We start from the raw sequence: 12,487 nt of genomic DNA, 5'->3' as shown, positions 1-12,487 counted from the left end.
GGCGCACGACGGCGGCGGGTCACCCGGAAGGGCGGCCCGCCGCCGTCGTCGTTAAAGCCGGCCGCGGAAATCCCGCCCGCCCGGCCTTTCCTGAAGGGGCGAAAAAAGAAATTTCGATTCCTCCGTAACCTTTCGGGGCCACCGGGCGATTACTCCTTTGTAAGCGCCGCCCGGAGCCTGGTCCCCCCATCAGGACCGGCCGGCGTTGAAGAGAATGTTCCGGCGGCGCCTGCCCCATCAGGCGCCAAGGACTTCGCGAGAAGATCCGACGGGCGCCTGTCCCCATCAGGCGCCGACAGGGCCTCGAATGTAAGTGCCGGCTGGCGCCTGCCCCCATCAGGCGCCGGCCAGCCTTCAACCAACCAAAGGATGTTCATTTTTCATGAAGAGTGTTAGCAAGACCACCAAGTTCGCTGTCGCCGCCGCTGTCCTCGCTGTCGGAGGCTTCTCCGGGATCGGCCTGGCCAACGCGGCCCAGCTGTCCAGCACCCAGCAGGCTGAAGTGACCCCCGCCGTGCCCGCCACCCCGGCCGTTCCCGCCGTTCCGGCCACCCGCGCCGTGCCGTCCACGCCGGCCGTTCCCGCCGTGCCCGCCACCTCCGCCGTGCCGGCCACTCCCGCCGTTCCCGCCACCCCGAACGTTGACGGCTCCGCCAAGGGCGACGCCGACGTCGAGGGTACCGAAGGTGCCGCCGAAGGCACTGTGTCCGCAGATAAGGACGGCGTGAGCGTCGAAGGTGCCGCCAACGCCAAGGGCGCTGCCGAAGCCAAGGCCCACGCAGGCGTAACCGTCGCTACCCCGGGCGCCAAGGGCGTCCCCGCCGTGCCGGCCGCTCCCTCGGCCGAGCTGCCCAAGCTCGACAAGTAAGCAAAGAGTCCCTCTTTTGAGGGGCGACGGGGTGCGGCCGCTAGACTTTCTGTGGCCGCACCCCTGCAGTACCCGGCGGTAACGGAAGGAAGGCCTCTTGGCAGACCAGCTGAGCGATGACGAACTGTCAGCAGCTCTAGCCGGCGACCCATCAGGATTCAGCGCTGTTTACACGGTGTTGTCCCCCGCGGTGCTTGGCTACTTCCGGGCCAAGGGCGTTGACGACGCCGAGGCGCTGACCCAGGACGTCTTCGTGGACGTCCTGCCCAAACTGGCCAACGTCACCGGCGGCCACAAGGGCCTGCGGACCTTCATCTTCTCGGTCGCCCACGCACGGCTGGTGGATCACCGCCGGCGTTCAGAACGGACACCGCACCTCGCCGAATACGATCCCTTGACCGACGCGCGATCCGCCGCCTCGGCCGAGGACGAGGCGCTGGGTTCGCTCGGCGGCCTGTCCCACATTCTTTCCCAGCTCAACGACGAGCAACGGGAAGTCCTGGTTCTGCGGATCGTCGCAGACCTCGCCATCGAGCAGGTGGCCGGCATCATGGGCAAGACTCCTGGCGCCATCAAACAGCTTCAGCGGCGCGGGCTCAGTGCCCTGCGCGAACTGGTAACCGAAAAGGACCACGCAGCATCATGACCGGCACGCGCAACCCCCAGCAGGATGGCAGCATCCAGGCGATGCTCCGTGATTCCGGCCTCGAAGCTGCCACCGAACTTCGAAGCACGCTCGAGCAGCTCCAGGCCCTTGTCCCCGAGCGGGCGCCGGCACTCCGGGCCGACCTCGCCGCATTGCTGGCAGCCGGTTCGGCCTCCGTGGCGGATGGCACAGCGCAGGACTCGGACGTTCTTCCGGCCGGGGTAAGCAGCCTGGCGGACCGCCGCCGCGGCCGCAGGCGCCGGATGGCCCTGGTCGGCGGCGCCGTGGTGGGTGCCATGACCCTGGGTGCCGGGGCTGTGGCGGCCTCCAGCCAGGACTTCCGCGAGAACGTCGGCCACACTATCGACGTTATGTTCCAACCGGCCGCCCCGACTTCGTCGCACGCCCCCGCGCCGACGCAGGTCGCGATCCAGCCGGCGCCGGACGCCATCCCGGCCATCCCCGCGGTTCCGGTCCCGGCCGGCACGTCCACGCCGGCTCCGCCGTCGCCGTCGCATGCGCCCGACGGAAGCAGCCAGGCTCCGGGCCGCCCGGGCGCCGTCGCGACGCCTCCCGCGGTGGGACGCGGCGGAGCCCTTCCCACGCCGCCCCAGCGCCCCGTGGTGCCCGGCCAGCATGGCAAGGGCCTTCCGGGCGGCCCGCTGCCGACGGTTCCGTCAATCCCGGAACTGCCGACGACGTTGCTGGACCGCTAGCCAACCGCCCAGCCCTTAACCCAAGTAGCTCGCATTTGTTGCCGTTATGAGCCCTGAGAACGACAACGAATGCGAGTTACTTGGGTTTTGCGGTGCGCCTAGGCGAGGACCTGGCGCTTCGAGGAAATGACCCCGGTATCGAAGCCGGCCAGGTGCAGGCCGCCGTGGAAACGGGCATGCTCAATCTTCACGCAACGGTCCATCACGACGTCGAGGCCGGCAGCTTCCGCTTCCTTCGCGACGTCCTCGTGCCACGAACCCAGCTGCAGCCAGAGCGTCTTGGCGCCCGCGGCGATGGCCTCGTCCAGGACACCCGGCAGGTCATCGTGCTTGCGGAAGACGTCCACGATGTCCGGGCTTTCCGGCAGGTCCGCCAGCGAGGCGTACGTGGACTGGCCCAGGATCTCCTTCACCACCGGGTTCACGAAGTAGACCTTGTACCGCGTGGAGGACAGCAGGTAGGTCGCCACGAAGTAGCTCGCGCGGGACGGTTTGTCCGAGGCGCCGACAATCGCGATCGACTTCGCCTGGCGGAGCAGGGTCAGCCGCTCCGGCGCGGAAGGCCCGGTCCAGGTCCGTGTCTCTTCGCTGCTCATGCGTTTGCTCCGATCGTGCAGGTGGCGGCCGACAATGCATCCGCACGCGGCTTAGACACACCGCCTCGTTCCTCGGCGGCGCGATGCGCCGCTTCCGCGGATACATCGTCGGCCGTCGCGGCTGTTGCCGCGTCCAGGGCCTGGTCCAGGTCCCAGAGGATGTCCTCGATGTCCTCGAGCCCGATGGAGATCCGGACAAGGTCCTCGGGGATTCCGGCGGCGTCGAGTTGCTCCGGGCTGAGCTGCTGGTGGGTGGTGGAACCCGGGTGGATCACGAGGGTCCGCGAGTCTCCGACGTTGGCCAGGTGCGAGGCCAGCTGCAGGGACTCGATGAATTTCTGGCCCGCGGGCCGGCCGCCCTTCACACCGAAGGAAAACACCGAGCCCGGGCCTAGCGGCAGGTACTTCCGCGCCCGCTCGAAGTGCGGGTGGGACGGCAGGCCCGAGTAGTTTACGTAGGCCACGCGCTCATCGGCTTCGAGCCACTCGGCCACGGCCTGGGCGTTCTTGAGGTGTTCGTCGAGGCGTTGCGGAAGGGTCTCGACGCCCTGGAGCAGCTGGAACGCCGACTGCGGGGACAGTGCTGGGCCGATGTCGCGGAGCTGCTCGCAGCGCAGCTTGGTGAGGAAGCCGTACTCGCCGAAGTTGCCCCACCAGGAGACGTTGCCGTAGGAGGCCACCGGCTCGGTCATGGTGGGGAAGTTGCCGTTGCCCCAGTTGAAGCGGCCGCTTTCAACGATGACGCCGCCCAGGGTGGTGCCGTGGCCGCCGAGGAACTTGGTGGCGGAGTGGATCACGATGTCCGCGCCATGCTCGAGGGGCCGCACCAGGTAGGGGGTGCTGAGGGTGGCGTCGACGACGAGCGGAATGCCGGCGTCGTGGGCCACCTTTGCCAGCCCCTCAAGATCCTGGACTTCCGACGAGGGGTTGGCCACCACCTCGACGAAAATCGCCTTGGTGTTCTCCCGCACGGCGGCGGCGTAGTCCGCCGGCTCGGTGCCGGGAACGAAGGTGGTGTCCACGCCGAAGCGGCGGAGGGTGACGTCCAGCTGCGTGACCGTGCCGCCGTAGAGCTGGGAGGCCGCCACGATGTGGTCCCCGGCCTGGGTCAGCGCGGCGAAGGTGATGAACTCCGCGGCCATGCCCGAGGACGTCGCCACGGCGCCGATGCCGCCCTCGAGGGAGGCGATGCGCTCTTCGAACGCGGCCACCGTAGGGTTGCCGATCCGGGAGTAGATGTTGCCGTACTTCTGCAGGGCGAAGAGGTTGGCGGCGTCCYGGGTGTCCTTGAACACGAACGAGGTGGTCTGGTAGATCGGCACGGCGCGGGCGCCGTGTTCGGCGTCGGGTGTGCCGCCGGCGTGCAGGGCGCGGGTGCGGAAACCAAACTTGCGGTCAGCCATTACGCGTTCACCAGCCCGTTGGTTGCGCTGGCCGAAGCCACCGGGGTGCCGGACAGGTTAAGTTCTGAGCCGTGCTTCCGGGCCAGGTCGGCCTCAAGTTCGCGCACGATCGGCAGGATGTCCGCACCGAACGCCGCTACCTCCTCCTGGAAGTGCAGGTAGCCGGTGAGGAACAGGTTCACGCCGATCTTCTTGTATTCCACGATCCGCTCGGCGATCTGCTCCGGCGTGCCGATCAGCTGGGTCTTGAAACCGTCGTTGTACTGGACCAGGTCCTCAAAGCTCGAGTCGGCCCACATGCCCTTGCCGTCCTTCGTGGACGCCCCGGCTTCCTGGACCGCGTCGCGGAAACCCTCGACGGCGGGCTTGTGCGCCTTCTCGACGATCTCGCGGAGCGTGTCGCGGGCTTCCTTCTCGGAATCGCGGGCGATAACGAAGCCGTTCAGGCCAAACCGGGGCGACGCGAGCCGGCCTTCGGCGCCGCGCCTGGCCTCAGATGAAGCCGCCACGACGCCGGCGATGTTCTCCTTGAACCCCTCGAGGTCCTTGCCGTTGGAGAAGTACCAGTCAGCGACCCGGCCGGCCGTGGCCTGCGCCGCAGTGGAGTTGCCGCCGAAGAAGATCTCCGGGTGCGCGCGGCCCGGCACGTCCACGGGGGCGGGCTGCAGGGTGAAGTCGGTGATGTTGTAGTACTTGCCGGACTGGCTGTAGTCCTGCTCGGTCCAGAGCCCGCGGAGGACGCGGATGAACTCCTCGGTGCGGACGTAGCGCTCGTCGTGCTCCAGCCACTCGAGGCCGAAGTTCTCGAACTCCGCTTTGAGCCAGCCGGAGACGATGTTCACGGCGGCCCGGCCGTTGGAGATGTGGTCCGCGGTGATGATGTATTTCGCCAGCACGCCCGGGTGCCACATGCCCGGGTGGACTGCGGAGATCACCTTGAGCCGCTCGGTGGCAGCCAGCAGAGCGAGACTGAACGAGGTGGCCTCATGCTGCTTGTCCGCGCCGTACGACGCGGCGTACCGGGTCTGGGTCAGGGCATATTCGAAGCCGGAGTCTTCCGCGATCCGTGCCAGCTTCTTGTTGTAGTCGAAGTCCCAGCCGGTGCGCTGTTCGATCGTGGAAACCACCAGGCCGCCGGAAACATTTGGAACCCAATAGGCGAACTTGAGCGGTTCGGAAAGTCGGGCGACGTTGCTGATGTCAGTCATGAGTGTTCCTTACTTCTGGGTGTTTCGGGACCGCAGGACATCCTGGATGTCCGCGATGGATGGTTCGTTCTGTAGCGAGGTGGTGTCCCCGAGCGCGCTGCCTTCGAACAGCTGGGTCAGCAACCGGCGCATGATCTTGCCGCTGCGCGTCTTCGGCACATCAGGAACGACGACGACGTCGCGCGGCTTAGCAATCGGCCCGATAGCCTTCGCAACGTGGTTGCGGAGCTCCTCAGCAAACGAGTTTGGGCCCACGCCCGCAGGGTTCCCTGCCCGAGGGGCCACGCCGGCGAGGGACCCGGCCTGAGCTTGCGAGGGGAGGGGGCGGGTGGGGACCACGAACGCGACGATGGCGTGGCCGGTCTTCGGGTCCGCGACGGGGCAGACGCCGGCCTCCACCACGTCCGGATGCGAGACGAGGGCGGATTCGATTTCGATCGTGGAGAGCAGGTGTCCGGAGACGTTGAGGGTGTCGTCCACCCGGCCCAGGATCCAGATGTCGCCGTCGTCGTCATACTTGGCGCCGTCGCCGGCGAGGAACCAGCCCTGGGCTGCGTATTGGCGCCAGTAGGAGTCGAAGTAGCGCTGCGAGTTGCCCCAGATGGTCCTGGCGATGGCGGGCCCGGGGGAGTCCACCACGATGAAACCCTGGACCCCGGGTGGAACCGTGTTGCCGGCCTCGTCCACGATCCGGGTGCCGACGCCGGGCAGCGGCCGGGCGGCGCAGCCGGGCTTGAACTCGGTGTCGGTCGGGGCGGGGGAGAGGATGGTGGCACCGGTTTCGGACTGCCACCAGGTGTCCACCACGGGGGCGGTACCGGCGCCGACGTTCTCCCGGAACCAGCGCCAGGCCTCGGGGTTSACGGCYTCGCCSACGGTGCCGAGCAGGCGGATGGAGGACAGGTCGTAGCGGGCCGGGACACCGTCCGGGAACCAGCCCATCAGCGAGCGGACCAGGGTGGGCGCGGTGTAGTACTGCGTGACCCGGTACCGTTCGATGATTTCGAAGTGCCGTCCCGGGTGCGGGGTGTTGGGTGTGCCCTCGAAGATCACCTGGGTGGCGCCGTTGGAGAGCGGGCCGTACAGCTCGTAGGTGTGAGCGGTGACCCAGGCCAGGTCTGCCGTGCACCAGTGGACGTCCTGGTCCCGGAGGGCCGGGTCCGGGTTGCTGAAGAGGTGCTCGAAGCTCCAGGATGCCTGCGTGAGGTAGCCGCCGGAGGTGTGGACCAGGCCCTTGGGCTTGCCGGTGGTTCCCGAGGTGTACATGATGAACAGCGGCGTCTCGGCGTCGAACGCTTCCGCTTCGTGGATGTCTGAGGCGTGCCCGACGACGTCGTGCCACCAGAGGTCGCGGCCGGCGGTCATGGGAACAGTGTCCAGTTCCTCGGCCGGCGTGGTCCGGTTCACCACTAGGACGTGCTCGACGGCGTTGTCCCCGGCGACGGCGGCGTCCGCGTTGTCCTTGACCGGGACGGCCACCCCGCGGCGGAACTGGCCGTCCGTGGTGACCAGCAGCTTGGCGCCGGTGTCCTCGACCCGGAATTTGAGTGCTTCGGCGGAGAATCCGCCGAACACGAGGGAGTGGATGGCGCCGATGCGGGCCACCGCGAGCGTGATGATGACCGTTTCGGGGATCACCGGCAGGTAGATGACCACCCGGTCGCCCTTGGTGACGCCGAGGTCCAGCAGGGCGTTGGCTGTCTTGGACACCTCGCGCTGCAGGTCGGCGTAGCTGATGGAGCGGCGGTCGCCCGGCTCGCCCTCGAAGTGCAGGGCCACCTTGTTCCCGCGTCCCGCCGCTACATGGCGGTCGACGCAGTTGTAGGCGACGTTCAACTTCCCGCCCTCGAACCAGCTGATCTCCGGACCGGTGCCGGCGGCGGCGTCGGCGGGCACGCGGCGGTGGGCCGTGTGCCAGGGCTTACCGGCGTAGGAAGGTCCGCCGGGGGCGTCCGACCAGTCCAGGCGCAGCGCCGCTTCTTCCCAGAACGCGATGCGCTCGGCCTCGGACATCGGGGCCGCCGCCGTGGCGACCGCCGTCGTCGGGGCCTGCGCGCCAATCTCCGTTACTGTCACGCCCATCGTTTTACCGCCCATTTCTCAGCCACGCCCAGCAGGGCATCCGTAATTTTTCCGATCACTGCGAGCAGCATGATGGCCAGCAGCAGCCGGTCCGTGCGGCCGTTATTTTGCGAATCCGTGAGCAGAAAGCCCAACCCCATTGAGGAGGCGATCAGTTCGGCCGCGACCAAAAACAACCAGGCCTGGGCCAGCGCCAGCCGGAGGCCGGAGAACACGGCCGGCACGACGGCCGGAAGCTGGACGGTGGTCAGCAGCTTCACTCCTCTGAGGCCGAAGGCGCGCGCGGCTTCCACCAGGTTCCGGTCCACGTGGCGCAGCGCCAGCGAGACGGTGGTGAAGACCGGGAAGAACGCGCCGATGAGGATCAGGGTGACCTTGGAGTCCTCGCCGATCTTCATCCAGAGGATCAGCAGCGGCACCCAGGCCAGCGAGGGGACGGCCCGGAGGGCGCCGATCGTGGGGGCGAGCAGGGCGTCGGCAAACCGGGACAGGCCCACCAGCGATCCGAACACGAGCCCCAGCGCGGCGCCGGCAGCGAAGCCGATCAGCACGCGCTGGGTGGAGATCGCGATGTGCTGCCCGAGTTGCCCGCGCTGGAGCAGGTCCAGGCCTGCCTCCAGCACCATGGCCGGCGGGGGAAGCTGGACGACGCTGAACACCCCGGCGGCCGTGGACAGCTGCCAGGCGGCCAGCACCGCCGCGGGAATGATCAATCCAAGGAGCAGACGCGCCCAGCCGTTGGCCAGGATCCCGGCGGGGGACCATCCGTTCGCCGGGAAGCCGACTCCGCCTTTGACGGGGGAGATCGGCTGGGCGGCGTCTGCCGGAGTTGCGGGGACGGCTGCAGCGCGCCCGTCCGCAACATTGTTGCCGGTGARGTAGGAATTTCCGAGGTGCGACATCAGGAATCCTTGATGGCGGAGGCGTCCGCCTTCTTCACCAGCGAGTCATCCAGAAGGGAGGTGACGGCGTCGTCGATCTGCTTCTGCGTCTGGACGTCGCCGGTCTCCACAAACGTCGGCCCGATCTTCGTGAGGACCTTCCGCTGCGCGTCGCCCGGCGCCGGGTTCACGTTGAGGTTGCTGCGCTTCAGCACCACGGTCTTGGCGACAGCGAGGTCCAGTCCGGCGGCGTCGGCTAGGATTTGTGCGGTCTCGTCCGGGTTGGCCGCGGCCCAGGCGCGGGCCTTCTCATAGGCGTTGACGACTGCCTGCGCCTGCTGCGGCCTGTTCTTCAGGAAGGATTCCGTGGCGTTCAGGAAGCCGTAGGTGTTGAATGAGAGGTTCCGGTAGAAAAGCTTGGCGCCCTTCTGCTCGGCGCCGGCCATGATCGGGTCCAGGCCGGACCAAGCGTCCACGGAGCCATTTTCCAGCGCGGTGCGGCCGTCCGCGTGCTGCAGGTTCTGTACGGTGACGTCCTTGGCCGACAGCCCGGCCTCGGTCAGCGACTGGAGCAAGAAGAAGTACGGATCGGTGCCCTTCGTGGCCGCCACCGACTTGCCCTTGAGGTCCGCCACGGTGTTGATGCCCGAACCGGGCTTGGTCACGAGGGCCGCCCACTCGGGCTGGGAGTAGATGTCGATGGTCTTGATCGGCGATCCGTTGGCCTTGGCCAGGAGGGCGGCCGAGCCGGCGGTGGAACCGACGTCGATTGCGCCGGACCGCAGGGCCTCGTTGGCCTTGTTGGAGCCGGCCGACTGGACCCACTTGACGGTCACGCCCTGGTCCTTGAGGGAGGCCTCGAGCCAGCCCTTTTTCTTGATCACCAGGCTCAGCGGGTTGTACGTGGCGAAGTCGATGTTCAGGGTGCCGCCGGCGGCGCTGGCTGCCGACTGGCCGCCGGAGCCCTCGCCGGCGGCGCAGCCGGTGAGGGCCAGCGCGGCGGTGACGGCCGCAGCGGTGAGGAACGTACGGCGGGCGGCGCGGCGGGTGATTTTGTGGGCGAAGTTCATGAAAGTTCCTTTAAGAACGGTGCAAGCGTGCGGAAGGTGAAGAAGGGCGAGGCGGTCGGACGCGGCGGCCGCTTCCTGCGGCGCGTCGGGCCGGGGCGCAGAGGGGTCCGGCGGCTAGTGGCCGTCGACGCCGAGGCTCGCCAGGAGCGAGGCCCGCATTCGGGACAGCTCGGCCGAAGCCCGGTCACGGGGCCGTTCGCCGGGGACGACGACGGTGCGGACAATCGTGGCGCCTGGCACCGGCGCGGCATCGGGAGCGCCGGGCGTTTCAGGTGCCGCGGTCGTGGTCCGGTCCGTTTCCCTGCCGAGGACGATGATGCGGTCGGCGAGCTGGAGGGCCTCGTCGACGTCGTGCGTCACCAGCAGTACAGTGGTCGGCTCCGCGCGGTGGACATCCAGGAGCAGGTCCTGCATTTTGATCCGGGTCAGGGCGTCGAGCGCGCCGAAGGGTTCGTCGAGCAGCAGGACGCCGGGGTTGCGGGCCAGGGCTCGGGCCAGCGAGGCGCGCTGGGCCATGCCGCCGGAAACCTCGCGCGGCCGGTGCTTGGCGAAGTCCTGCAGGCCCACGAGTTCGAGGAGCCGGGCCACCTTGGCCTTGCCGTCCCTGGCGCTGACGCCGGTGGGCAGGCCGATCGCGATGTTGGCCTGCAGGGTGTGCCACGGCAGCAGGCGCGGCTCCTGGAAAGCGAAGGCGCAGCGGGAATCCACGCCCTGGACCCGGGCGCCGTCGATCTCGACGGCGCCGGAGCTCGGGGCATCGAGGCCCGCGGCGGCGCGCAACAGGGTGGACTTCCCGCAACCGGACGCGCCGAGAATGGCTAGGACTTCGCCCGGACGGACGTCGAAGCTCACGTCGCGCAACACGGTCAGCGCCTCCGCGCCGGCGCCGAAGGAACGACTCAGCCCGCGGAAGGAAACCGGCAGGGCCGGCGTTCGGGTGGTATCGCCGCGGGGGGCGTTCGCGGGCACCTCAGTCGCGGAAGGGGACAGGACAGCAGTCATAGGGGTACTCCATCGGTCCTGGCAGTAGCACCCTACGGAACGAGCCTCCGGTCCGGGTGGTCAGTCCGCCCGTTCCCATGGCTCGCTGCGTTGCTATCGCCGGATCCCGGGAAGGATTTCCAACGACCAGGGTTGCTGCGGCTTCATCGATCCAGGTCTCTCGGCCGCTCGGGATGGTCACCACCCACTAAAACGGAGTTGCCGGTTTTGCTCAAGTTGGCCGCGTAATATTCGGACACTTGCCCCGAACGCGCCACGTGTCGGTCGATAGTTCGGAGTGTCGCTTTTCGCGGCTGGTCTACCGCCGGCCTCCGGCCCGTCTGCTGCGCGCTCGCAGCAGAGGGACGTAGGCTGAGCAGATGAACCACGTGAACGATCCCGCAGTCATCGAACGGCTCCTGCGCAGCAAGGGCAGGTGGGCGATCGTGGGCCTCAGCACCAATGAGTGGCGCGCCGCGTATGACACGTCCCTGTTCATCCGGGACCACCTCGGTATGGAGATCATCCCGGTCAATCTTCCCGGCGACCCGGTCCACGGCGAGACGGGTTATGCCCGGCTGGCTGACATCCCGGCCGGGCAGCCGATCGACGTCGTGGATTGCTTCGTTAATTCCCGGAAGGTGGGGGACGTGGTGGACCAGGCGATCGCGGCCGGGGCGAAGGCCGTCTGGCTGCAGCTGGGCGTTATCGACGAGGCGGCCGCGGGTCGCGCCAAGGCGGCCGGCCTGGACGTGGTCATGAACGCGTGCCCGGCAAGGGAAGCACCACGCCTGGGCCTCTGACGACGGCGTCGCCGTTCGGAGGCTTTCCTCTGATAGCCTGCCGCTAGCTATTTAGCGAGCCTGGGATCGTACATGTGTGAGCACCACCCGCCGCCGGCGGCGCCGTCGAACGCGGTGCCGCTCGCGGGCGCGTCCTCGGCGGCGTCGGTACGGCCCGGCGGCCAGCGCAAGCCGGTGCTCCCCGACGACGTCCCCCCGCCCGCCGCGGCCGCGCGCGCTACACCCCCGACTTCAAACTGCCGCCAATCCAGAACGGACTCGCGCCCGTCCTCACCAAGATCAACACCAAGCACCCGGTGGTGTTCCTGACCATCGACGACGGCGTCACAAAGACTCCCGAAATGGTCCGGCTGATGGCGGAGTACGACTATCCGGCGTCGATCTTCCTGACCCGGAACTTCGTCCAGGGCAATCCGGACTTCTTCAAGCAGTTCGCCGAAATCACCGTCATGCAGGATTACGCGCAGCAGCAGTTCGGACGCCGTCCCACGCTGTTCCAACCGCCCGGCGGCGCCTACTCCGTCGCCATGCGGCAGGCGGTCCCGGCGGCGGGGATGAAGGCGATCATCACCTGGGAGGCCAAGTCCAACGTCGGCCACATGGACTACCAGTACGGCAAAGCATTACGCCCCGGTGACATCGTGCTGATGCACTTCAGGCCCGAGTTCGCGGCCGACCTGGCCGCTTTCCGGGCCGCGCAGCTCGCCGCAGGCCTGGACGTGGTGCTGCTCGAGGACTTCCTTGGCGTTGCCTGAGCCGCGCAGCAGGCATGGAAGATAAGCCTCTGACAGGACCGTCGGTCAGAGTTGCGCCAGGTCGGGGTAGTGCCGCTCGGTCACGTCCGGGTGGGCGCGCATCCTGCCTTTGAGCATGTTCAGGCCAAACGAGGCGAGCATCGGATTCGTGGGATCGTCGGAGAGCCCGCGGGCCTGGGCCTTCAACTCCGGCGGCAGGGGTACTGGGTCAATTACGGCGTCCAGCCGCGGGGACCAGAAGAACGGTACGGAGTAGCGGTCCACGCCCGGCGGCGGCGCTTTGACCCGGTGGATGGTGGCGGCGAGGTAGCCCTCGGTGGCGACCTCCAGCATCTCGCCGAGGTTCACCACGAGTGCTCCCGGAATCGGCTCAACGTGTGCCCACTCGGTCGTCCCGTGTGGCAGTACTTCCAGGCCGCCGACCTCGTCCTGGAGGAGCAGGGTGACAAAACCATAGTCGGCATGCGATCCCACGCCC

13 protein-coding genes are annotated in these 12,487 nt (G+C 68.1%); 5 read left to right on the top strand and 8 right to left on the bottom strand.

Features of this window, described 5'->3' with window-relative positions; translation table 11 throughout:
- The first annotated feature begins 382 nt into the window (after positions 1-382).
- The 3 genes from AB4Y86_RS03090 to AB4Y86_RS03080 all read left to right on the top strand — a co-directional run bounded on the left by AB4Y86_RS03090 (position 383) and on the right by AB4Y86_RS03080 (position 2,230).
- The gene (locus AB4Y86_RS03090) at positions 383-868 is read left to right on the top strand and encodes a hypothetical protein (RefSeq protein WP_441399968.1); all 486 of its coding nucleotides are present in this window, start codon (positions 383-385) and stop codon (positions 866-868) included.
- A 97-nt stretch (positions 869-965) separates the two neighbouring features.
- Positions 966-1,514 carry an RNA polymerase sigma factor gene (locus AB4Y86_RS03085; protein WP_441399967.1) on the top strand — a complete coding sequence of 183 codons (549 nt, stop codon included), beginning with the start codon at positions 966-968 and terminating at the stop codon, positions 1,512-1,514.
- Positions 1,511-2,230, top strand: a complete 720-nt coding sequence (locus AB4Y86_RS03080) for a hypothetical protein (RefSeq protein WP_441399966.1) — start codon at positions 1,511-1,513, stop codon at positions 2,228-2,230. The genes AB4Y86_RS03085 and AB4Y86_RS03080 overlap by 4 nt, the downstream gene beginning before the upstream one ends.
- 98 nt (positions 2,231-2,328) lie before the next feature.
- Here AB4Y86_RS03080 and AB4Y86_RS03075 read toward each other — a convergent pair whose 3' ends face one another.
- From AB4Y86_RS03075 to AB4Y86_RS03045, 7 genes are all read right to left on the bottom strand, one after another.
- Positions 2,329-2,826, bottom strand: coding sequence for a CoA-binding protein (locus AB4Y86_RS03075; protein ID WP_441399965.1), 498 nt, complete (start codon positions 2,824-2,826; stop codon positions 2,329-2,331).
- Entirely contained in the window at positions 2,823-4,229 is a 1,407-nt protein-coding gene (locus tag AB4Y86_RS03070; RefSeq protein WP_441399964.1) for an O-acetylhomoserine aminocarboxypropyltransferase/cysteine synthase family protein, read from the bottom strand. Before AB4Y86_RS03070 ends, AB4Y86_RS03075 begins: the two co-directional genes overlap by 4 nt.
- Complete coding sequence (sfnG, locus tag AB4Y86_RS03065) at positions 4,229-5,437, bottom strand: dimethylsulfone monooxygenase SfnG (protein ID WP_441399963.1); 1,209 nt, start codon at positions 5,435-5,437, stop codon at positions 4,229-4,231. Before sfnG ends, AB4Y86_RS03070 begins: the two co-directional genes overlap by 1 nt.
- 9 nt (positions 5,438-5,446) lie before the next feature.
- On the bottom strand, positions 5,447-7,519 hold the full coding sequence (acs, locus tag AB4Y86_RS03060) for an acetate--CoA ligase (RefSeq protein ID WP_441399962.1): 2,073 nt from the start codon (positions 7,517-7,519) through the stop codon (positions 5,447-5,449).
- On the bottom strand, positions 7,510-8,421 hold the full coding sequence (locus AB4Y86_RS03055; protein ID WP_441399961.1) for an ABC transporter permease: 912 nt from the start codon (positions 8,419-8,421) through the stop codon (positions 7,510-7,512). Before AB4Y86_RS03055 ends, acs begins: the two co-directional genes overlap by 10 nt.
- Entirely contained in the window at positions 8,421-9,470 is a 1,050-nt protein-coding gene (locus AB4Y86_RS03050) for an aliphatic sulfonate ABC transporter substrate-binding protein (RefSeq protein ID WP_441399960.1), read from the bottom strand. The genes AB4Y86_RS03055 and AB4Y86_RS03050 overlap by 1 nt, the downstream gene beginning before the upstream one ends.
- 114 nt (positions 9,471-9,584) lie before the next feature.
- A complete protein-coding gene (locus tag AB4Y86_RS03045; protein WP_441399959.1) occupies positions 9,585-10,472 on the bottom strand; it encodes an ABC transporter ATP-binding protein in 888 nt (295 codons plus the stop codon).
- 359 nt (positions 10,473-10,831) lie between these two features.
- On the opposite strand from AB4Y86_RS03045, the gene AB4Y86_RS03040 reads away from it, so the two are divergent.
- Positions 10,832-11,254, top strand: coding sequence for a CoA-binding protein (locus tag AB4Y86_RS03040; protein WP_441399958.1), 423 nt, complete (start codon positions 10,832-10,834; stop codon positions 11,252-11,254).
- Positions 11,255-11,553: 299 nt separating this feature from the next.
- Positions 11,554-12,009 carry a polysaccharide deacetylase family protein gene (locus AB4Y86_RS03035; protein ID WP_441399957.1) on the top strand — a complete coding sequence of 152 codons (456 nt, stop codon included), beginning with the start codon at positions 11,554-11,556 and terminating at the stop codon, positions 12,007-12,009.
- A gap of 45 nt (positions 12,010-12,054) precedes the next feature.
- Here the strand turns inward: AB4Y86_RS03035 and AB4Y86_RS03030 are convergent.
- Positions 12,055-12,487: 2OG-Fe(II) oxygenase family protein (locus tag AB4Y86_RS03030; RefSeq protein WP_441399956.1), on the bottom strand; the 433-nt coding region annotated here is incomplete at its 5' end.

The organism is Arthrobacter sp. 2YAF22_2, from assembly GCF_052114645.1.
Lineage (GTDB): Bacteria > Actinomycetota > Actinomycetes > Actinomycetales > Micrococcaceae > Arthrobacter.
The sequence above is the reverse complement of the archived record's forward strand: the minus strand, read 5'-3'. Positions and strand labels throughout refer to the sequence as shown.